Here is a 21,569-nt window from a genome sequence, read left to right on the forward strand (position 1 = left end):
CATACGAGGTGTACCAGTATGTTAGAATTCTTCAAAAAGCTTTTCAAATCAGACGAAGCAACTCAAGTAAATGTACCTTCAAAGGAGTTATCTATGTTCTGTAACCAGTGTGAGCAGACAGCCAAAGGCATCGGCTGTGATAAAATCGGCGTATGCGGCAAAAAAGCAGACGTCGCAGCCCTTCAAGATCTCACCGTTTACGCACTTCGCGGCCTTGCTCTTGCAGCGCTTAAAAAAGGTGACAGCAGCAACAACCTTGGCCACTTTACTGCCAAGATGCTCTTTACAACACTTACTAACGTAAACTTCGCTCCAGAAGATTTTCAGAAATACATCAACGAAATCGTTGCACACCGTAAAGCTCTCGATACTCACTTCCAGAGCGGTCCGGGCGCATTTGAGCCAGCAGAAACCATTGAAGGTTTAATCGCTCAGGGTGAAACTCACTCAACAAAAGATTTCGATGCTGATGAAGATATCCGTTCAGCTAAACAGCTTCTCATTTACGGTATGAAAGGTCTTTGTGCCTACGTAGATCACGCTGGCGTTCTTGGTCAGCAGGACTCTTCAGTATATCACTTCATCTACACCGGCCTTGCTGCAGGTTACGATGGTGAAGAACGCAATCTTGAAGCATGGCTAGGTCTCTGCCTCAAATGTGGTGAAGTTAACCTTCGTGCAATGGAACTTCTTGATACTGCTAACACCGGTACATTCGGTCACCCAGAGCCTACAGAAGTACCTCTCGGTCACGTACCAGGTAAAGCTATCCTCGTTACCGGTCACGATCTTCAGGACCTCTTCCTCCTTCTCAAGCAGACTGAAGGAAAAGGCATCAATATTTACACACATGGTGAAATGCTCCCATGTCACGCATACCCAGAGCTCAAGAAGTTTGATCACTTCTACGGCCACTTTGGTACTGCATGGCAGAACCAGCATAAAGAATTCCCTGAGTTCCCTGGTGCAATCCTCTTTACAACTAACTGCATCCAGAAACCTCAGGACGTTTACAAAGACAACGTATTCACAACTGGTCTCGTTGGCTGGCCTGGTCTTACCCACATTGGCCCCGGCAAAGATTTTACTCCAGTTATCGAACGCGCTCTCGCACAGCCTGGCTTTACTGAAACAACAGAAAAAGGCAGCGTACTTTGTGGCTTCGGTCATAACACCGTAATGAGTGTTGCAGACAAAGTAATCGAAGGCGTTAAAGCCGGTTCAATTCGTCACTTCTTCCTCGTTGGCGGCTGTGATGGCGCAAAACCTGGCCGTAACTACTACACTGAGTTCGTAGAAAAAGCTCCAGAAGACACCGTAATTCTTACTCTTGCTTGTGGTAAATTCCGCTTCTTTGATAAGAAACTCGGCGACATCGGCGGCATTCCACGTCTCCTCGACATTGGTCAGTGTAACGATGCATACTCTGCAATCCAGATTGCAATCGCTCTTGCTGGCGCATTCGAATGCGGCGTAAACGAACTTCCATTGTCCATGATCCTGAGCTGGTACGAGCAGAAGGCTGTTGTTATTCTTCTCACCCTTCTCTCTCTCGGTATCACCGACATCCGCCTTGGGCCTACACTTCCAGCATTCATCAGTCCGAACATCCTTAACGTTCTGGTAGAGAACTACGGTATCAAACCTATCTCCACTCCAGACGAAGATCTCAAAGCTATCCTCGGATAGTGTCCTAAGCACGAAGGCCCCTCTCGCATTACGCGGGAGGGGCTTTTACTTACTGCCCCCCCTGTCAACCTGTCAGCCTGTCATGAACCAGCAACCTCTGTGCTGCTTTATGACGGATTGACAGCTTAAAAATAAGCATAGCGATTTTCAGCTTTCCTTTCTCGCTTTTGGGAACACCCAACTCCCCAAGTTCCCATGTCCGGTACGCTTGCTATGATATGTAAATGCAATCGTGCTGGAGCTTAAAAAAACAAACTGTCACTTTGATGACGTCTAATTATTCAGCAATATGATAAGACTCTTCTTAGAAGCCGTTACCTCCTTGCGAGGCGATTTCAACTTTCGTTATTTTTAATGATGTTGTATTCACCTCTTGGCTATCAGTGATAAAGCGCCCTGTGGCAACGTACAGGGCGCTTTTTCTATGCCTATATCTGTTGAAATCACTTGAGATCACACCACAAAAACAACTCTTATGAGCTTTATAGCTTTTTTTAACTTCTCCTGAACATTGTTCATGCGATACGAGTTGCAGATTGTGCTGCCCCCTTTGTCCTCATACAGCATAAAAGTATTTAGACCCAACGGTTCATCATCAATGACATGATGAGGAGATTCTACATTGAAACATTCACAAGCAATTCACGCAGGACAGGCCATATACACAAAACCTGTCCTTTCCTTATACGATATATGGGTACTTGGCGTTTCCAACTCATTCATCTGGCGTTGCCCGACCAAACACCTACGTCATCACTTTCGTAAACACGTTACACTGAACCACCTTGATGTCGGCGTCGGCACCGGCTACTTCCTCGACAAATGCCTGCTCGAACAAAAACGTCGCCTTGCCCTGCTAGACTTAAACAACACAAGTCTCGAAACCGCAGCAGCACGCGTTAAACGCTTCAACCCAGAAGTATATCAAGCAAACATTCTTGCACCGCTTAACCTGCCATGCGCAAAATTTGAATCCATAAGCATTAACTACCTCTTCCATTGCCTCCCCGGAGCAATCAAAGAAAAAGCCGTGCTTCTGGACACTCTTTCAGAGTACCTGCACGACGGTGGTAAAATATTCGGCTCAACTATCCTGAGCCACGGCGTACGCCAGAACTTTGCCGCACAAAACCTTATGGCTTTCTACAACAAAAGAGGCATCTTCTCCAACAATCGCGATTACCGAAACGGACTACGCGATGTGCTGGAGTCACGCTTCTCCAATGTTAAAATTGAAGTCAAAGGTTGCGTTGCCATGTTCAGCGCACGCAAAGACGATAGATAGCAACAAACGAAAAAAGAGCATCCTTAACTAGGGTGCTCTTTTTTTGTGTCTTCGACGTTTTTTTCTTTTTCTTTTTCTTTTTTTGCCTGCGCCGCTTGAGTTTTTTGTGCCTTCGGCGAGTCTCCGACGGGCAAGGGCTCTGCCTCCACAAGGGACTGGCGTCCGTAGCACTCGTTCCTCGTGAACGGCTACTGGCGCAAGCACTCGCGAGAGGAACGTCCTCTCGACTACGATTAGCGAAACATCTTTTCCGTGAATATTCTCACGTGGCTTAACGTCACGTGAACAACAAAAAAGGCTGCCCTAATATTTTAAGACAGCCTTTACAAATTTCTAGAAAGGTAGTGGAGCATAAGCCGCGAGCCTACACAAAAAACGTGCTGACCTCGCTAATAAAAGTTTTAGGAGATTCTTAAGAAGCCCTTTTCCCAAAAGGGTTCTTAAGCCGCCGGAGGCAAACACCGTAGGTTCTTAAAGTCCCGCTGACAAGCGCCGTCGGAGACAACATAACTTAAACATCCGCTCCAAAACTTGCTAACACTTGTTCAACAACGAGATCGATCTTCTCGTCTGTCAGACCAAGCACGTTGCCGGTTTCCAACTGTCGTGCTGCGAGAGAAGATAGGTACGGCATGGAAACCACTTGCTTGGGGAGTCCTTCAAGCTGGGGGAGTTTTGGTGTTTCTATGTCAGAACGATTAAGAACAAGAACTTGTTTATTCAATCCTAGATCTGCTGCCATTGCGCCCACATCGGCAGCAGTTTGCAATCCGCGCATACTTGGTTCGGATACCACAACAAGACCGTCTACGTGTGCAACGGTTCCGCGCCCTAAATGCTCCACTCCTGCTTCCAAATCTACGAGCACCCAATCGTTTCTTTCGAGAACAAGGTGCGCGAGAATGGCTTTAAGAAGTGTGTTGGCAGCACAGGCACAACCGCCTCCGGCTCCTGTCACAGTACCCATCACAAGCAGACGTTTTGATCCGGCAGTTGTACCTTGTTCAATGTCTCCTGTAACTGGAAGCTCTACGGAAAGAGCCTCCGGCAAGTCACTAACTTCAGGATTCAAAGTGAACATGCTGGTATTTTCTTGTCGAATCCGCTCGCGAATCAAATCTTCACGGTGAATAAGGGCTTCTGGTAGACTACTTCGGTCAATCCCACAGGCTTCGCCTAGAGAAAGTGCTGTGTCGGCGTCTACCAGCCACACATTCTGCCCTTTTCGGGCAAGATAATCTGCCATCCATGCGGTAAGGGTAGTTTTACCCACGCCACCTTTGCCTGCAAATGCTAACTTCATTCTACATTATCTCCCATGCCGTACCGAAAAAGCAGCTAACGTAGTGCGGGGGATGCAGCACCGCACTACGTTAAGCCGTACTTTACTTATTATTCAGAAAGACCAAGCCCAAGGCGCTTCATACGGATGCGAGCATCCAGAAGCCCTGCGGCTTTAACGTAGTCTTCTTCCACTACAAAGTGGGCGCCTACGATGTCTTCCAACCCTTCAAGGGCAATGTTGGTTACAGTTTCGGAACCCAGAATGTTCGGCGGCAGACCAAGGTGAGTCATAACACCACTTGCTACAGCGTACATGCCGATTGCAGCGGCTTTTTCTGAGTACCATTCCGGGGAGGAAGCACCTACTGGAAGATCAGAGATATCCACACCAAGCTCTTTTGCAACAAGGCCGCAAAGGTGCATGATACGTGAGTTATCTACGCAACTACCAAGGTGAAGTACTGGTGGAATGCCAAGTGAACCACACACTTCTTTAATGCCCTCGCCCGCCATCTCGATACCTTCAGGTACAAGAAGTCCGGCTTTACCGGCGGCAGTTGTTACACAACCGGTAACGAGAACAAGAATGTCGCGTTTGAGAAGTTCTTTAGCGAGACCGACGTTTGCAGAATCCTGTTTGATTTTAGGGTTGTTACAACCCACGATGCCAACAATACCGCGAATTTTACCGGCTTTGATAGCATCAATAAGAGGAGTAAGGGTTCCGCCGAGTGCTGAAAGAATAGCTTCGTTGGAGAAGCCGGTCATAATTTCCACTGGCTCTACTGGAATCTCCACACGACCTTTGTCGCGCTCTACGTATGCTTTAATAGACTCTTCAACAATGGCAGTTGCCTGCTCAAGAGCATTGTGCGGATGAACTTCAAAGTGCATTGCACCGGTAAATTTAGCTTTTTCCGCAGTGGTGATAAAGCGGGTATGGTAACACTGTGCAACAGTTACCATAGAAGGCATAATACACTGGTAATCAACAACAACAGACTCAACAGCACCGGTAACGATGGCGAGTTCTGTCATGAGATGGTTACCAGCCATAGGGATACCCTGACGCATAAGCAACTCGTTACCGGTACAACAAAGACCGGCTACGTTAATGCCTGCTGCGCCAGCAGCTTTTGCTTTTTCAACAAGTTCAGGAAGACGTGCTGCAGCAAGAATCATTTCGGATACAACAGGGTTATGACCGTGTACCAGAATGTTTACTTTATCTTCTTTGATAACACCGAGGTTGCTGGTGGAGCGAGACGGAGTTGGAGTACCGAAAATAACATCGGAAAGCTCTGTACCAATCATGGAACCACCCCAGCCGTCTGCCAGTGCACAACGTGCTGAGTGAAGGAGCGTGTTCGGTGCATCGTTATCGCAGCCCATGTGAGTACGGTGCATCATTTCTGCGATTTCGCGGTCAACACCACGCGGGGTAATGCCTACGCGATCCCACAACGCAAGGCGCTGTTCTGGAACTCGGGATAAAAAGGCAAGGGAGGAACGACGGGAGCCAAAATCTTTATAACATTCATCAACAAGATCAATTGCAATGTCGTTCAATTCGCGGCCTTCGGTGACAACGCCAACCTCTGCTGCGATGCGAATAAGCTTTTCTGGTTCAGAAATCTTGTAGTGCTTGGTGCCACCTTCAACAATCGCTTCCAGCACTTCAATCAAATCACGACCGTGATCTGAATGACCAGCGCTACCACCAGCGATAAAGCGACCAAAGTTACGGGCAACCACAACGTCTGCGTCGGCACCACATACGCCAAGGTTCATTTTTGCACCCGGTTTAGTACTGATTCGGCAAGGCCCCATGATACAGTTTCGGCAAGTTGTGCCAAGATCACAGAACTTACAGTGTGGAGTTTGACGCTCCAATCTGTCCCACGCAGTTTCAATGCTTTCCGCTTTCGCTTTACGGATCATTGCATGCGCGTCTTCCCACATAGAAAGATCTTCAGGTCGTTTTGGTTCTTTTACCATAAATGCTCTCCTCCAAAATTTTTTGTTCAGTCTCCTCTATTGCACACTCACAAATCTCATTCTGTCGGCAAGCTGACAATTACTTTAAAAATAGACCAGTAGGCATTGTCTTTCTATTTATTAAGCTCATCCAAACGTGTTTCGTCTACAATTTCAAAAACTCCGCGTTTTACCCGAACCAGAATGCCGGATCGAACCATATCATTTAGCAAAGTTGAAACAGTCTGACGGGTGGAACCAACGTGTTGTGCAAGTTGTTCACCAGTCATACCAAGTCGAGCCACGAGCTTACCGTCTTCTTCTTTTGCTACTGATAACAAGAAATCTGCAAGACGTGTAGAAGCATCCCCGAAAACAAGACCATCAATAATGCCGAAAGTGCTTTTCAGCATATTACCGAGAATACGAACCATAACTTTACTTACCTGCGGAATATCGCGCATGTAGGTGTGGAACACAGGAATACTTGTGGTAAGCAGCACTCCTGAAGTAAGCGCCTGAACAAATGTTCCGGTATGGCAGGTATAAATATCACCCTTTTCCAAAATAGACAGTGTAAACTCTTTACCTTCTGCCGCGAGAAAAACTCTCAAACGGCCTTCTTTAACAATGAACACACTACCGGCACCGGAAGCATTAGGTTTTGATATTTCATCAATTGAAGGATCAGAAGGATCTGCTATCATCTCGGTGGCAACAAATTTTCGCTCGTTCATTGCGGCGCGTAAATCTTTAAACTCAGGCTTTGCTAGCTCTGAAAGCAAGTTTATTTCAGCGAATTTCATGGATTTTTCCTTATTAAGAGCTCTTTAGGCAATTCACTACACACTAAAGATTGCCCAAGAGAAGCGAAACTTGCAAGTCTACTTTTGTAATTTTATAAGCAGATATTCTGTAACCAACGGAAGTTATGACTACTGGATAGTTTTTCAAAAAAAAATGTAATTATTAGAGAAAAAGTCCAAATTTTTGCCGTATGTCACAACATGAAAAAACGAATCGAGTATTGTGAACTCAACAGACAAGGAATTAAAGCGACTTCGCTAAAAGGAGTTTTTATGAATAAAGTAATGCGTAAGATTATAGAGATTGATGAAGAACGTTGTGATGGCTGCGGCTTGTGCGTTCTTGACTGTGCTGAGGGTGCTATCCAGATCATCAACGGCAAAGCAAAAATCGTTAAAGATGAATACTGTGATGGCTTAGGCGCATGCCTTGGTGCATGTCCTCAGGACGCATTGCACATTATTGAACGAGAAGCTCCTGAGTTTGACGAAGAAGCTGCAATGGAATGGGTAAAAGAGCGCGACAAAAAAGAAGCGCCTCAGTCCAGCCCGTGCGGTTGCATGGGATCTCATGTTAAAAGCATGAAGACTGTTGAGATTGCGGTACCGGGCAGCAAAGTTTCCGGCCCTGGTCACTGGCCTCTCAAAATCCGTCTTGTTCCACCGACTGCTCCATACCTTAAAGACGCAGACGTGCTTGTTGCAGCAGACTGTGCAGCAGCAGCATCACCAATTTTCCACAGTGAGTTTGCAAAAGATAAAGTTGTTCTCATCGGTTGCCCTAAATTTGATGACACCAACGAATACGTAAACAAACTTGCAGACATTATCCGAACCAGCGGCATCCGCTCAATCAGCGTTCTTCGTATGGAAGTTCCTTGCTGTACCGGTCTTTCCCGCGCATTAGCAGACGCAATTAAACTTGCCGGTGTTAATATTGAAGCTAATGAAACTATCATGACTTGTGGTGGTGGCAGAGCTGAAAAAACAATGTTCGGTTAATCGATCCAAACAATCTTTCTCCCATAGAACGACACGTTCACCTTACCAGACAAAGTTAGAAAAAGGCCGCAGTACCAAAGTACTGCGGCCTTTTCATATGAATCTTTTGTGCGGCATCGAAGTCTGCTGCACAGTTAAAATGTTAGTTACTTAACACGAGGGTAGCCAGCCCACCATCTGCCACAAGGGGACAGACAACGACTCATGCAAGCGCCACGGTACATTGGACGTCTAACTTTGCATTTTGATGCATTAGAAAGAACTCTATTAATTGCCATCTGGTTGCAAGGAACAGATAATACAGCAAATTGTGGACAAGGTGAGCAAGGAACTACCTTCTCAACAACTACTGGCGGTGGGCACGGCTTTGGACACGGCATTGCTGACGGTAACGGCTTAATGCACGGTTCAGGTCGTACACACGGTGCAGGTTTAGGACACGGAACTGGTTGTGGACAAGGAACAGCTTTTACACACGGTTGAACCTTCACACACGGCTGCGGGCCACATGTCTGTGCTTTAACAGCTGTCGGCATAATCAATATAGCCAAAACCAATAATGCTCCAATATTACAAGCAATCATTTTTGCTCTTACCATAATGTGCCTCCTATCAATACAGTTTTTTAATCTATAAGAACCTGTTACGTTCAACATTCGAAAATGCAGCCTGCTGCCACACTGATCGTAACAACCTTAAGCAATTACCAACACGCTAGCAGAAAGAACACAAAACAAACATTACTACATCGTAATATTGTTGATAGATTGCTGTATTCTTTCTTCACTGCGTACAAAAAACACTGCATCATTCTTTTATTACAGAAAAAAACCGCCGTTGAAATATTTCAACGGCGGTTCATAAACAACTATTTTGTTCAATCTAGTAATGCTAACAACATGTTGCAGAAGACATTCATCGCAATCACACGCAATCACAAAAAACAAGATGAATGCAACGGTGGGTAATTATGTACAAAATCAAGCAACAACATTTTTGACCTGCAAAAAAGAAAAATGCTGAGATATGCTGTAACCTCATTAGTGTCGGTATTGCAGCTACCTGACTAATCTGTGCTGCGTAATGAAACCTTATGAAGGACACAGCCTCGCGACAAAAAGTCCTGACCTGACGCGCTCTACAGCCGATCTCATCAGGAATTAAAAACTATGAGCACAAAACTATATTATGAAATTTCGGGTGGATAGGTTTATAGAACTATTTCACCTTCTGCCAAGTCTTCAAGCGCAGCCATGTCTTCAATGGTAATCTGTCGCCCTTCTACCGAAACAAGTCCCCGATCTGCCATTTTAGAAAGAGTACGGGATAACGTTTCACGTGCTGTTCCAAGCATACCTGCGAGCAAACCTTTAGAAACATCAAGCTTAAAGGTAACAGCACCGTTTTTTTCTTCACTGGTGTACAGCAGATACGATGCAAGGCGCTGAGGAGCTTCGTGAAGCGTGAGCGCTTCTACCTGCTTGGTGAACATTCGTAATTTTTTAGACATGGCACCAAGCATGGCAAGTGCAAGCGCAGGGTCTTTGGCAATGCAGTCCAGTAATCCCTTGCGCGGGAAAAATGCCAATGAGGATTTTTCTACTGCTTCAGAATGTGCAGGAAATGAACTGTTTTGAAAAACTGCTACTTCACCAAACGTTTCACCTGAGCCATACAAGTGAATAATCGCTTCTCGTCCATCAGGGCCTGTCTTGTAAATCTTAACCCTACCGGACAAAACAATATAGAAACCTTCTGCCGGAGCGGATTCATAAAAAATAATTTGTCCGCGTCCTACATCTTTTTTTACAGCAATGGCTGCCAATCCTGAAAGCTGTTCTTCAGAGAGTCCGCTAAAAAAGGGCATTTGAGAAAGCACTGTAGTAAGTTGCATGACAATCCTTTTTACTAATCTATATAATATGTTGCGTCATCAAAATGACGCTCACACACGGTAGACACGTTTCTACATTCTAAGCACAGCCACCTTATAGCAACTTGCGGGCAAGCCGTCATCATTCCAACTAAGTTGCCACTGTTTACATTCCAACACCTCAACACAATTGCGAACTATTGCAATCAAGGCTATAGTCCGCTCAGCATAATGAGGAGAAATCTATGACCAAGATGTCCCAAAGCGTTGCAGCACGTGTTGAAGACCTGCTGCGCGAACAATTAAGTGAACTGGGAATTGAAGTAGCAAAACTGGAACCACATGTTGTCGCAGAGAACATGAAGTGTGATGTTTTCTCTGACGAATCCATGATATATTACTGGAAAGGTGAACCTATTCTACGTGTTGAGCCTGAATCGTCTGAGGACGGCACAACAAGCTGGCGTATGTATACCAAGGACGATCTACCAGCGCAGTAGGACCTGTAGCAGCAGATGCTGCATTGTCTGAGGACGATATTCGTCATCCTCCGGCCACGCAATGTGTGTTGCTCAACATAGCGCTCGTATGAAAATATAGGGTGATTCTACAAGTACGTAGAATCACCCTTTTTCTGTACTATTTCCAAAGTAATATTGAGAGAAAGATAAAGAATAGCATCATTGAAACTGCATCATTTGCAGTAACAATACAGACCATTACCTACAATATTTTGTAATCTTACGCGCGGCACTCGGTTGACTGATGCCCAAGGCTTTTGCGGTAGCCACCGTTGTTTTATGTTTGTGGAATGCGCGCGTTACAAGTTTCTTTTCCAACTCGTGAAGCGCATTTTTCAATGGCAGCTTGTTTTCACGCTCTAAAAAAGCACCATCCTGAATATGTGACGGTAAATCTTCTTCTGCGATAATGAGCTGCTCGGAAATAATTACAAGCCGCTCCACTACATTTCGCAGTTCCCGCACATTCCCCGGCCATGAATACATTTCCAAAGCATCCATAACTTCCGGTGAAAAATATTTGTTTGTAGAATACTTCCCGTTGGCTTCTTCCAAAACATTATTCGCAAGCGGCACAATGTCTTCGGTTCGTTCACGGAGTGGAGGAATGATCAGATGCAACACATTCAAACGGAAAAACAAATCACTTCGAAACAACTTCTTATCTACGAGTGAGCGTAGATTCTGATTCGTCGCGGCAATCAACCTGAAGTCCACATTAATAGCGCGGGTACCACCAAGCTTAGTAAGTTTTTTTTCTTGAATGACCTGCAAAAGCTTTGCCTGCAACTCAAGAGGCAACTCGCCGATTTCATCAAGCACAAGTGTTCCACCATTGGCAAGCTCAATGCGTCCGACCTTTCCGTGTCGGCTGGCACCGGTGAACGCTCCGGCTTCGTATCCAAACAATTCTGATTCAAGCAAGGTTGCCGGAATACCGGCACAGTTGATTTCCATAAGCGGACCGTCAGAACGATCACTCTGCTTATGGATCAGGCGGGAGATAACATTTTTACCGACACCGGACTCGCCAGTAATCAATATGTTTGTATCAACGAGTGCTACTTTAGAAACATACTCAAGCACCCTTTGCATTGCCGGACTGATGGCAACAACTCCCCACGAAGAAGGGTCGGGACTCAAGACAATCTGCTCACCATCAAGCGCGGTGTTCAGCTTTTCATATTCATTGTTCAGCTTCAGGAAATATCGGGAATCTACGGTATAGCTGATAACCCACTCTACATCTCCGGCTTTATCATAAATAGGTACGCCCGTAACAATGTTACGCCCCCCAAGCTGATTGCCTTCGACAATGGTCACGGTCTGTTTCCCCTGCAACACAAGAGAAGCTACGGATGGGCAGAAGAAACCTTCTGCTTCCATATCGTATGTAGTTCTACCGACAATTTCGCTTTTTGAAATTTCGTATGTTTTCTCAAAGCAGCCGCTCACCCAGATAATGACGCCTACTTTATCCACGATAACAACATTATCGTGCATGGATTCGATTACAGAATAAAGATCGTGCAAATCCGGTAAATTTGCGCGAAGGGGAAGAGACTCTGCCAAGAAGTCCCGCACCCCGCTTTCATAGGGCGTGTAATTGCGCATACACAATTCCTAGTGAAAAAAGGTTGGTACAGCCATAATCCAGTCTGCCTACCGGACTACGCCTGTTATACAGAATATGCAGAAGCATACATTCTTATGATGTCAGCACGGTCGACCCTAGCAAATGCGGTGTCCTCAGGCAAACCGCTCATTTACAAAAAAGCCCGGAGACAATCTCTCCGGGCTTTCATTCTTTGTATCAATATATTCCGCTGCAAATTAGCCGCTAGTGAATTGCCGCTGGCTGTGCCTGAGCTTGACGCTCTTCATCAGTCATTGAATCTGCATCGTACTGCTCAGAAGCTGCAAGGCGAGCTTCCCAATCTGCAAGCTGTGCAGGATTCGGAGGGCCGGTCATCAAACTAACGACAACCAGAACAACCGCGCTGCTCAGAATACCGTAAATGATGGTGTATGCGGAAAACGCACCATAGGTCATAATACATACAGTTGTAACAATACCACTTACTACAATTGAAGATACTGCGCCCTGTGCTGTCGCTTTACGCCAGAAGAACCCAGCAACAACCGGTACGAAGATACAACCGGAGAGCAGTGCATATGCGATATCAAGAGCATGCATTACGTCGCCGATAACAACTGCGAGAAGAAGTACAACAATACCGACTGCAAAAGTAATGATTCGGGCGAGGAACATTTCCTGCTTGTTATCCATTTCGCCGCGGAAAGGCTTAACAAGGTCGTTAATGATCAGTGTGGAAGAAGCGAGGATTGTACCACTAACTGTGGACATAAGAGTGGAAAGCAAGCCTGCGACAACCATACCGAGCAAGCCGCTAGGCATAACTGTTACAACAAGCTGACCGAGAGCTTTCTGTGGTTCGTCAAGATCAGGGAGCAGAACAAATGCTGCCATGCCACAGATTGCCATTGCGCCGCCCCAAAGTATGGAGAAGAAACCAGCGGTAATCGTACCACGGGATGCAACCTTACCGCTCTTAGCAGTGAATACACGCTGCCAGATGTCCTGACCGATCATAATACCAAGGTACATGAGCAGGAAGTACATAAGAAGCTGATCCCAGCCGATAGCAAACGGATCAAAATAGGAAGGTGGAACCGCGTTGAACAACGCATCAAGACCACCGGCTTTTTTAACAGAAAGCGGCACGAGGAAGCCGAACACGCCTACCATCATCAACACAAACTGAATAACATCTGTAATGGTTACAGACCACATACCACCAAGCAGGGTGTACAGCAAAGATACTGCGCCACCGGCGACCATGGATGTAACCATATCCCAACCGAAAAATGCGTGGAGAATAGTACCAATGGCGATAACCTGAACAACCGCGATCATTGCGGTGTAGATACAGGAGATAATTGCACTGATGTACCGTGCGCTGGCTGCGTAACGAACTTCCAGCATTTCACTCAGGCTGATAACGCGAAGGTTAGCCATCTTGCTGGAAAGCAAAATACCCATGCTCATCACACCAAAGCCGTACATGAGCACAACCCATGCTCCTGAAAAACCAAACTGGTACGCAAGCTTTACAGAACCGAAGGTAGCGCCGCCACCAAGGATAACACTGGCAAGGCAGGGAAAATACATCCAAAATTTTAAATTACGACCGGCAACAAGAAAATCTTCATTACTCTTTGCGAAAAAGATTCCAGCGATACCGCATCCGATCATTACGAGGAAATAGGCGAGGATAATTATAAGATCGATAGACATATGTTACTCCGTTCCAGCTTGTCTCTTGTTGTAGGCAAGGCATGACAGAAATGCATGCATGATTCCGGCAGCAGCAAAGGATGTAATATCAGCAGTGTCAGATTCAGGCAGAACTTCAACAAGATCCATCCCGATCAGATTCAACCCCTGACAAGATTCGAGCACAAGTTTCAGTGCTTCATGGGTGGTAAAACCACCAATTTCAGGTGTACCGGTTCCCGGTGCATATGCAGCATCAAGGAAATCGATATCAAAGGTCAGAAAAACTGGAGTTCCCGGAGCGATGCGTTCGCGAATGCGTTTAACAGCAGCTTCAATGCCTATGTGATGCAATTCCCATCCGGTAATCACATCCATTCCACTCTCACGTGCAAACTGTAAAGCATCACGGCTGTACAATGGACCACGGATTCCCACCTGAGAAGATGCTTCAGGCTTGATCAGTCCTTCCTTGATAGCCCAATGGAAGGTTGTTCCATGGTTGTACGGCTTACCAAAGTAGTCACTGCCTGTATCGGAGTGGGCATCAAAATGAATAAGAGCTACCGGCCCATGCTTTTTAGCGACAGCACGCAGTTCCGGTAATGTAATTGAATGATCGCCGCCCATAATTACTGGAATAGCGTCTTCCTGTAGCACGGTTGCCACGCCTTCTTCAATTTTTTCAAAGCTCTCTTCCAAGTAGCCAGGAACAATATCAATATCGCCCCAATCCACACCACTACATTCTTCAAAAATATCTACATCAAGCACTTCGTTGTAATTTTTCAAAATGCTGGAAGCCGCTCTAATAGATTCGGGACCAAAACGACAGCCGGGCTTATATGATGTCGCGGTATCAAACGGTACGCCTAAAATTGCGAAGTCTACGCCTTCTGCTGAAGCAACATGAGGCAAACGCATAAAAGTACGCACACCGCAAAAACGTGGGGATTCTAAAGAATTAACTGGTTTACTCATACTTTCCTCCTGAGATTGCCCTGCCCATGGGACAGTCTCAGCAAAACAAACGGGCACAAAATCAATATACAAGTTAAATCCGTCATGAAACACGACATCAATTTATCAAAGTAAATTGCCGGACAAGGGCAGGGTTGTACCTCCATAAAGGCAAGCCTCATGCCAAAACATAACCTGTTAAGTTTTATTGATATTATCTGTAAGAAAGTTTTACCGACTATTCAGTTTTGAATAGTTTTATATGAGCAAAAGAAAAAAATCCTGTAATGGCAGTACATTTCTACCTATTCACTTCTGCATAGGAGGTAATTCAACATTGAATACAGCAGTTCAATGTGTTTTTTGAGCGCATCTAACGTGCCTGTGCCATGTATCCCGTGGCTTAAGCTTCCTCCGCCCTGCTATCTTCTTCCGTAGAATTCGAAGAGTCACGGCTTCAACTTGCGGGGTTCTCAAAAACTTCAAACGGATCCATCCAAAAAATCCCGTTTATGGATTTCTCACACGGTTTATTCGTTTTGACTCAACCCGTGAGATTCAAACGTAAAACTCGACTCTTGAAATTCAATCCCTAAGCCTCAACTGATAACTACAAAAAAAGCCGCTACGTCTGTAGCGGCTTTTTGAATGACAACAATAAAAAATATTACTGCTGAAGAGCACGGTCGATACGAGCGAGAGTACGGTCTTTACCGATGATCTCCATAACGTCAGGGAGGTTAGGACCACCCATCGCACCAACAAGTGCCACACGTAATGGAGGGCCAACAGCTTTAAACTTGAGGCCATTATCAGATACATAGTTACCCATAACATCGTGGGTAGTATCTTTAGTGAATGCTTCAAGTGCTGCAAACTGCTCACGCATATTTGCAAGATGCTGTTTACCTTCTTCAGTTAACGCTTTGGTTACTGCTTTTTCTTCAAACACGTATTCGGAATCAGAAAGAAGCATGAAACGCATTGCGTCTACAAGGCTGATCAGGTCTTTTGCACGGTCTTTAAAAAGAGGAGCCATTGCAGTTAATGTTTCGATGGATACATCAAAACCAGCTTCTTTTACAAACGGCCCAACGAGTGCTGCAAGTTCAGCATCAGTAGATTCTTTCATGTACTGAGCGTTGAGCCAGAGAAGTTTGTCTGGATCAAAACCGGCAGCAGAAGAAGAAAGACTGTCGGTGGAGAATTTTTCGATGAGTTCGTCCAGAGCGAAAATTTCCTGATCACCATGAGACCAGCCAAGGCGTACGAGGTAGTTAACCAGCGCCTGCGGAAGCAGACCCATTTTTTCGTATTCCATAACGGATTTTGCGCCATGACGTTTGGAAAGCTTCTTACGATCAGAACCAAGAATCATTGGAACATGACCGAATTCAGGAAGATCCCAACCCAATGCATTATAAACCATAATCTGCTTAGGGGTGTTGTTCACATGGTCATCACCACGAAGCACGTGAGAAACTTCCTGAGAATGATCATCCACAACAACAGCAAGGTTGTACGTAGGAGAACCATCGCTACGACGAATGATCATGTCATCGAGTTCTTCGTTGTCAAAAGCAATGCTGCCTTTAACAAGGTCTTTCCAAACAGTACGACCAGTAAGCGGTGCTTTAAAGCGCACTACACGGCCTTCTGCTTTCTCAAGACCAAGCTCACGACATTTGCCGTTGTACTTAGGCTTTTTGCCATTAGCACGAGCTTCTTCGCGCATTGCTTCTACTTCTTCAGAAGTACAGTCACAATAGTACGCTTTGCCTTCTACAAGCAGCTGATCAATGTACTTGTTGTACAGATCATCGCGCTTGCTCTGGTATACAGGTTCTGCATCCCAGCTAAGACCAAGCCATTCCATAGAAGCAAGAATTGCGTCTGTGTACTGCTGTTCAGAACGTTCTCTGTCAGTATCTTCAATACGCAGAACAAATTCGCCGCCATTGTGGCGAGCAAGCAACCAACTGAAAATAGCGGTGCGTGCACCACCGATGTGTAAATGCCCGGTCGGGGACGGAGCAAAACGGGTGACTACTTTAGTCATGTAACTATCTCCTAAAAATATAAAAAACCGGACGCATCCAACTGTGATTGTTCAAAACAGATAAACAATCCTCGCCTAATAGGACGATACCCTGAGGCAAAAATGCATGCGCCTAGATTACTACTGATTTGCTAATGATGTTCCTGTCGCGCAGATTGATTCAAACCTGCGCAATGCAACCATCTGCCGCTAACAACTCTTCGAGTTTTACGGATCACAAAGTGTAACGGCATGAGAAAAAATCAAGATCAAACCTGAGTTAGACCTCTGTGAAAATCTTGCTTTTTCAACGAAACGCCGCAAGATGCGGCGTTGCCATCAAAATTTTAGTCTTCAGCTGGCTCAACAGCCTTAACTTCAAGCACTGCTTTCAGAACAAAACGCTCTACAGTATTTCGCAGGGTCATCTGGGACATCGGGCAGCCCTTGCAAGCGCCGGTAAGGCGTACAGTTACAATGCCGCGTTCAGAAATATCTACCAGTTCAACGTCGCCACCGTCATTCTGAAGGTAAGGGCGAACTTTATCCAACGCTGCTTCAACTTTTTCATTAAGAGTCATTTTATTCCTCACAGGTCTGTATATGATGTGTGGCACTTCTATCTCCGTTAAAAAACGGTGTCAAACGTAGACAGAGATAGCCCTGCACTTTGCGCTGTTACGAGAAAAACGTCAAACCCGCACATACAGCCACTGCATGCCCCGAATCTGACGTTTTTCATACATTCTATTGTAAATGAAAAAATAACCGGCTGTTTTCAGCCTATGAGATTTTACTTTTCTTCTGCTAATTCAACCACAAACTTCTTCACAAAATCTGTTGGGTTGTAGCTCATCTTCGCTTTGCGCAACCCTTCGTCTGCTAAGTCCTGCTCACGGTTTACATAGGTAAATCGGGAACCGCCGTCAGTCAGGAAGAAATTGTTGATGGCCTGATAAATACCTTTGTAGTCAGTTTGACCTTTTTCAAAATGGATAACAACGGTCTCGTCGTTGATAGCTTCTGCTACCGTATAGGCAATAACTTTGCCTTCCACTTGAATAGAACCACCAATAAGAGATGGTATTTCGTCCCACTGTTCCAGCACGCGACGAATTGCGTCGTTTTCTGCAAGAAGAGACTGAGAGTCTTCACATTCACGCCACATGCACCACTCTTCCTGCATTTCAAGCACGGCTTCAACGCAGTCAGCAGTCATTGGCTCATATGTATACGTATAAAGCTTCTTAAACTGGTTTACGAGGTTCTTCTTTTTATGAAATTTCTTACCACGCAGTTCACCAAGCTCTTCAACGTCATAAATGTAATCCCACTGCCCACGATCTTCTTGAGAGGTGACGCGACCGCCAAGCTTTTCATTCCAGATTGCAAGCAAACGCTCCGGTACACGGTGGAATGTGCGGGCTTGCTTCATGTACGGACAATCCGCCCAGTTCACGTTATCCCAGTTACCAATTGGCGCCCAGTGACGAACAACGGGAATCTCTGAATCTCCGGTAGTAGACTGACGAATCCAAACTAAATTATCTGTCCACGCCCATTCAAGGCCGTACTCGTCTGCCCAGCCCCAAATATTTGTAAAACTGAAGTCGGATGACTTGGTGTTGCTTCGAGCCAAACGCTCCATGTATTCATCTTTACGTTCAAAAGTAATCGGTTCAAAAACAAGTTCTTTCATGAAGACTCCTACGCAGCCGGAGCGGTCGCATTTTTGCGTTTAATCATGCTGAAGCGATACCAGTCGCGACGCATAAATATATAAAACATTGTTGTGGACTGGAATACCTGTGAAACGAGCATGGCAATGTAAACACCCTCTGCATCTTTTAAAATCAGATGACCGAGGATATACGCCACGGGTAACCGAACCAGCCACGAAGCACTGCTGTAAATCCAAAAGTTATATATAGTCGCACCTGCACCAGTCATAATACCGCCAAGTGTCATACTGGCAACAGTGAATGGAATAGAAATAATGTTGTACTTTAAATACACGGCCGCCTGTATGGTGACATCGGCTTCAGGTGCAAGAAATTTTGCCATTGGGTCAATAAATGGCCAGAAAATGATAGCGATTATGGACATAAGTCCACATGCGGTACCCAAAATTCGCAACCCTACGCGTTTCGCCTCGGCCTTGTTTCCGGCGCCAAGCGAATGCCCGATGAGAATGCTTGCAGTCATGTTAAATGCAAACGCAGGCAGGAATAATAGGGATTCGATACGCATCCCCGCGGCAAGTCCCGCAAGCGCGTCAACCGCGTCATACGGCAACGAAGCAACAATGGCGAAAAGCACTATGTACCCTGTGTGCCACAGTGCCTGAGTCCCACCAGCCGGTGCCGCTACTTTTACCAGATACGGCAACGCACGGCGAACCCACCGCAACGGGGCGAAAGAGCCCTTAACAAGAATTTTGCGTTTGATAAGCACGCTAAAGTTATAAATTGTACCACCAGTAACAGAAAGCAGGGTTGCCCATGCTACCCCTTGATAGCCAAACTCTGGGAAGCCGAACCAGCCAAGCCCGAAGCCCAAGTCAGCAATTGTATTCACCAATGCAACAATGATGATTGCCCGCATTGGGATAAAGACCAGCATCTTTGCCCGAAATATAGAGTTTGTAATAACAAACACATAGTACACAGGCAGGAGCACTAAATAAATTTTTAGAAAATACATTGCGATGGGATAAATTTCTTCAGGAGTCTGCAATATTCCCAAAAAGGCATCGCGAAAAATTAAGCCCAATCCTGAAACACACAGGCCACAAGTCAACCCAAGCAGCACAACTAATCCAACATACCGTGCAGCCCTTTTATGTAAGCCTGCACCTATGGACTGGCCAATGGCAGCAACACAGCCATTACCAATGGCTATCGCTACGACAAAGAAGAACATAGAGGTCTGCGAGATCATCCCGAGAGCCGCCTGAACATTTGAATCTATCTGCCCGGCTACCCAAACATCGACAAAGCCGATTAAAAAATGGAACATCATCATAAGGATCTGCGGCCATGCAAGATTCCATATGGATCTGTATGATGTTGGGTCTGGTATCTTCTCTGAGTTACTCATTAATTTATTACCAAGTGAAAGTGTTGAAGAGCAAACAGTAATACGGATGAGGAAAAAGTACAGCCAAGAAAATGCAAATACTACTTTATACGTAGGGACACATTTGTACCCAAATGGCTTCAAATTTTTGCAGCGTTCTTCAGCGCTACACTAGATAAGCAGGTACGGATTCTTCATATGATATTTTTGGAAAAACTGAATAGGAAACAGGACAGTCAACGCCCTGCCGAACAGAAAGGAACTAAATCTAAAGCCGTTTTTTCGTAATTACAAATATACATCTCGGACAAAAATAAACGCAATTGCCAAACGATAAGCCCTCTCTTTGGACATAAAAACACTGCCCCAAGAGAAAAAAACAGAGCTACGATCAAAGGCTGACTTCAAGGAGAAAATTACAAAATATCGCCAGAAAACAAACGATGTTCCACACCGCTTTTACTGCGCAAAAGCAACATGCCGTCAGTAGAAACATCGGTCACTGTGCCTTTAATTGTTTCTCCACGCACCTGCACTGTGAGTTCTTTGCCAACAACATCAGTAAGCTCTTTCCAGCGAGTAAGAAGTGGAGCAAAGCCCTGCTCTTTTACAAGCATATACCAATGCTCATATCGAACTAAATACGCCTGAAGAAGTTCCACACGGGAAATGCTTTTACCAGCAACCCCTTCAAGTGAGCACGGAGCAGTACGAAGATCCGGCACCAATTTCTTCGGTAGCGGACGCACATTGATTCCAACCCCGGACACAATATGTCCGACAGCATCACCGGAAAGGAAAATTTCAGTAAGGTTACCTGCTATCTTGCAACCTTCAATAAGAACATCATTCGGCCATTTGCAAACAGGCAAAATCCCAACCAGTTCGTAAACGGCTTCTGCCGCAGCTACGTTGGTTAACAACGTAATGATCGGAGCCTCATTCGGGGCAATGTCCGGTCGTAAAACAACCGAAACATACAATCCGCAACCAACCGGAGAATGCCACGTGCGTCCTTGTCGACCACGCCCCCCTGTCTGCTCATCAGCAACAACAACGGTTCCTTCCGGTGCATCAGTAAATGCAAGCTGCATTGCCTCAATATTCGTAGATCCAACGCTCGGCAGATAGTGAACGCCGCGCTGACCAAAAATCTTTGTTTTCAATCCCTGCTGCACAATATCTTCCGTGAGCAACTCTGCTTTATGCAACAGACGGTAGCCCTTGCGGGTAACAGCTTCAATCTCGTGTCCCTGAGCACGCAGCACTCCGACATGCTTAGACACCGCAGCACGCGAAATTGAGAACATCCGGCTTACATCTTCTCCAGATGTATACCCTTCTGTATTTTTCTGTAGCAATTCCAGAAGCTTTTCACGAACCGCATCACCTTTTGAAGCCATTTCTACCTCTAATTGTAAACCTTATACTTTCACTCAAAGTTGACAATAGCACCACTCTCAGATAATCCGACAGTACAAATACGACACAAGATGTGTCCGCATCGGGTTATCTTAAGCGTGTGCCTCTGGCGGCCAGAGAACCTTTTTAAAAAAAGGCTTCTCTGGACTCTCCAAAAACTTTTATTAGCGAGTTCAGCCCGTTTTTTATCACGTTGGCAAGCTTAATAAGAGCTACCAATATTGAGCGTTCAAGCTTGGTACCATCCAGATTAATACGCTGCATACTAATAAGCCTAACAAACTGTATGGTTCCGCACAAAAAAAGTCAGTCCCATTCGCGGTCAAGGGGGCGTCC

At 45.6% G+C, this 21,569-nt stretch carries 17 protein-coding genes; 4 read left to right on the plus strand and 13 right to left on the minus strand.

The annotated features are described in order from the left end of the window. The first annotated feature begins 93 nt into the window (after positions 1-93). Positions 94-1,689: a hydroxylamine reductase gene (gene hcp, locus ACZ5V1_RS11460; protein ID WP_464388947.1), complete on the plus strand. Its 1,596-nt coding sequence runs from the start codon at positions 94-96 to the stop codon at positions 1,687-1,689. 622 nt (positions 1,690-2,311) lie between these two features. Continuing rightward, positions 2,312-2,974 (plus strand): class I SAM-dependent methyltransferase, encoded by a 663-nt coding sequence (locus tag ACZ5V1_RS11465; RefSeq protein WP_464388948.1) that lies wholly within the window; start codon positions 2,312-2,314, stop codon positions 2,972-2,974. Between the two features lie 511 nt (positions 2,975-3,485). Here ACZ5V1_RS11465 and ACZ5V1_RS11470 read toward each other — a convergent pair. The 3 genes from ACZ5V1_RS11470 to ACZ5V1_RS11480 all read right to left on the minus strand — a co-directional run bounded on the left by ACZ5V1_RS11470 (position 3,486) and on the right by ACZ5V1_RS11480 (position 7,041). After that, positions 3,486-4,277, minus strand: coding sequence for an ATP-binding protein (locus tag ACZ5V1_RS11470; RefSeq protein WP_464388949.1), 792 nt, complete (start codon positions 4,275-4,277; stop codon positions 3,486-3,488). A gap of 89 nt (positions 4,278-4,366) precedes the next feature. Beyond that, on the minus strand, positions 4,367-6,256 hold the full coding sequence (cooS, locus tag ACZ5V1_RS11475; RefSeq protein WP_464388950.1) for an anaerobic carbon-monoxide dehydrogenase catalytic subunit: 1,890 nt from the start codon (positions 6,254-6,256) through the stop codon (positions 4,367-4,369). Between the two features lie 113 nt (positions 6,257-6,369). Continuing rightward, on the minus strand, positions 6,370-7,041 hold the full coding sequence (locus tag ACZ5V1_RS11480) for a Crp/Fnr family transcriptional regulator (protein ID WP_160717126.1): 672 nt from the start codon (positions 7,039-7,041) through the stop codon (positions 6,370-6,372). Positions 7,042-7,314: 273 nt separating this feature from the next. Here ACZ5V1_RS11480 and ACZ5V1_RS11485 point away from each other — a divergent pair, with 273 nt between their 5' ends. Then, positions 7,315-8,043 (plus strand): ATP-binding protein, encoded by a 729-nt coding sequence (locus tag ACZ5V1_RS11485; RefSeq protein ID WP_464388951.1) that lies wholly within the window; start codon positions 7,315-7,317, stop codon positions 8,041-8,043. 146 nt (positions 8,044-8,189) lie between these two features. On the opposite strand, the gene ACZ5V1_RS11490 is transcribed toward ACZ5V1_RS11485, so the two are convergent. Continuing rightward, complete coding sequence (locus ACZ5V1_RS11490; protein WP_464388952.1) at positions 8,190-8,642, minus strand: hypothetical protein; 453 nt, start codon at positions 8,640-8,642, stop codon at positions 8,190-8,192. 611 nt (positions 8,643-9,253) lie between these two features. Beyond that, positions 9,254-9,937, minus strand: coding sequence for a Crp/Fnr family transcriptional regulator (locus ACZ5V1_RS11495; protein WP_464388953.1), 684 nt, complete (start codon positions 9,935-9,937; stop codon positions 9,254-9,256). 224 nt (positions 9,938-10,161) lie between these two features. Between ACZ5V1_RS11495 and ACZ5V1_RS11500 the strand changes: the two genes are divergently transcribed. Further along, the gene (locus tag ACZ5V1_RS11500; protein ID WP_464388954.1) at positions 10,162-10,416 is read left to right on the plus strand and encodes a hypothetical protein; all 255 of its coding nucleotides are present in this window, start codon (positions 10,162-10,164) and stop codon (positions 10,414-10,416) included. 219 nt (positions 10,417-10,635) lie between these two features. Here the strand turns inward: ACZ5V1_RS11500 and ACZ5V1_RS11505 are convergent, their stop codons facing one another. The 8 genes from ACZ5V1_RS11505 to ACZ5V1_RS11540 form a co-directional block, all read right to left on the minus strand. Next, complete coding sequence (locus tag ACZ5V1_RS11505; RefSeq protein WP_464388955.1) at positions 10,636-12,051, minus strand: sigma-54 interaction domain-containing protein; 1,416 nt, start codon at positions 12,049-12,051, stop codon at positions 10,636-10,638. A gap of 226 nt (positions 12,052-12,277) precedes the next feature. Continuing rightward, on the minus strand, positions 12,278-13,756 hold the full coding sequence (locus ACZ5V1_RS11510) for a sodium:solute symporter family transporter (protein WP_464388956.1): 1,479 nt from the start codon (positions 13,754-13,756) through the stop codon (positions 12,278-12,280). Positions 13,757-13,759: 3 nt separating this feature from the next. Next, positions 13,760-14,716 (minus strand): agmatinase, encoded by a 957-nt coding sequence (gene speB, locus ACZ5V1_RS11515; RefSeq protein ID WP_160717112.1) that lies wholly within the window; start codon positions 14,714-14,716, stop codon positions 13,760-13,762. A 646-nt stretch (positions 14,717-15,362) separates the two neighbouring features. Further along, the gene (gene gltX, locus ACZ5V1_RS11520) at positions 15,363-16,754 is read right to left on the minus strand and encodes a glutamate--tRNA ligase (protein WP_464388957.1); all 1,392 of its coding nucleotides are present in this window, start codon (positions 16,752-16,754) and stop codon (positions 15,363-15,365) included. Positions 16,755-17,080: 326 nt separating this feature from the next. Continuing rightward, positions 17,081-17,314 (minus strand): NifU family protein, encoded by a 234-nt coding sequence (locus ACZ5V1_RS11525; protein WP_464388958.1) that lies wholly within the window; start codon positions 17,312-17,314, stop codon positions 17,081-17,083. Between the two features lie 212 nt (positions 17,315-17,526). Beyond that, entirely contained in the window at positions 17,527-18,432 is a 906-nt protein-coding gene (locus ACZ5V1_RS11530; RefSeq protein WP_160717106.1) for a DUF2156 domain-containing protein, read from the minus strand. An 8-nt stretch (positions 18,433-18,440) separates the two neighbouring features. After that, a complete protein-coding gene (locus ACZ5V1_RS11535) occupies positions 18,441-19,832 on the minus strand; it encodes an MATE family efflux transporter (protein WP_464388959.1) in 1,392 nt (463 codons plus the stop codon). 395 nt (positions 19,833-20,227) lie between these two features. After that, positions 20,228-21,214: a biotin--[acetyl-CoA-carboxylase] ligase gene (locus ACZ5V1_RS11540; protein WP_464388960.1), complete on the minus strand. Its 987-nt coding sequence runs from the start codon at positions 21,212-21,214 to the stop codon at positions 20,228-20,230. Positions 21,215-21,569 lie beyond the last annotated feature (355 nt).

The sequence above is a fragment of the Halodesulfovibrio oceani subsp. galateae genome, assembly GCF_055397225.1.

What these genes read in the sequence shown, in the direction of transcription:
- hcp (WP_464388947.1), top strand. Translation starts at nt 94, where the DNA reads ATGTTCTGTAACCAGTGTGAGCAGACAGCCAAAGGCATCGGCTGTGAT.
- ACZ5V1_RS11470 (WP_464388949.1), bottom strand. Translation starts at nt 4,277, where the DNA reads ATGAAGTTAGCATTTGCAGGCAAAGGTGGCGTGGGTAAAACTACCCTT.
- cooS (WP_464388950.1), bottom strand. Translation starts at nt 6,256, where the DNA reads ATGGTAAAAGAACCAAAACGACCTGAAGATCTTTCTATGTGGGAAGAC.
- ACZ5V1_RS11480 (WP_160717126.1), bottom strand. Translation starts at nt 7,041, where the DNA reads ATGAAATTCGCTGAAATAAACTTGCTTTCAGAGCTAGCAAAGCCTGAG.
- ACZ5V1_RS11485 (WP_464388951.1), top strand. Translation starts at nt 7,315, where the DNA reads ATGAATAAAGTAATGCGTAAGATTATAGAGATTGATGAAGAACGTTGT.
- ACZ5V1_RS11490 (WP_464388952.1), bottom strand. Translation starts at nt 8,642, where the DNA reads ATGGTAAGAGCAAAAATGATTGCTTGTAATATTGGAGCATTATTGGTT.
- ACZ5V1_RS11495 (WP_464388953.1), bottom strand. Translation starts at nt 9,937, where the DNA reads ATGCAACTTACTACAGTGCTTTCTCAAATGCCCTTTTTTAGCGGACTC.
- ACZ5V1_RS11500 (WP_464388954.1), top strand. Translation starts at nt 10,162, where the DNA reads ATGACCAAGATGTCCCAAAGCGTTGCAGCACGTGTTGAAGACCTGCTG.
- ACZ5V1_RS11505 (WP_464388955.1), bottom strand. Translation starts at nt 12,051, where the DNA reads ATGCGCAATTACACGCCCTATGAAAGCGGGGTGCGGGACTTCTTGGCA.
- ACZ5V1_RS11510 (WP_464388956.1), bottom strand. Translation starts at nt 13,756, where the DNA reads ATGTCTATCGATCTTATAATTATCCTCGCCTATTTCCTCGTAATGATC.
- speB (WP_160717112.1), bottom strand. Translation starts at nt 14,716, where the DNA reads ATGAGTAAACCAGTTAATTCTTTAGAATCCCCACGTTTTTGCGGTGTG.
- gltX (WP_464388957.1), bottom strand. Translation starts at nt 16,754, where the DNA reads ATGACTAAAGTAGTCACCCGTTTTGCTCCGTCCCCGACCGGGCATTTA.
- ACZ5V1_RS11525 (WP_464388958.1), bottom strand. Translation starts at nt 17,314, where the DNA reads ATGACTCTTAATGAAAAAGTTGAAGCAGCGTTGGATAAAGTTCGCCCT.
- ACZ5V1_RS11530 (WP_160717106.1), bottom strand. Translation starts at nt 18,432, where the DNA reads ATGAAAGAACTTGTTTTTGAACCGATTACTTTTGAACGTAAAGATGAA.
- ACZ5V1_RS11535 (WP_464388959.1), bottom strand. Translation starts at nt 19,832, where the DNA reads ATGAGTAACTCAGAGAAGATACCAGACCCAACATCATACAGATCCATA.
- ACZ5V1_RS11540 (WP_464388960.1), bottom strand. Translation starts at nt 21,214, where the DNA reads ATGGCTTCAAAAGGTGATGCGGTTCGTGAAAAGCTTCTGGAATTGCTA.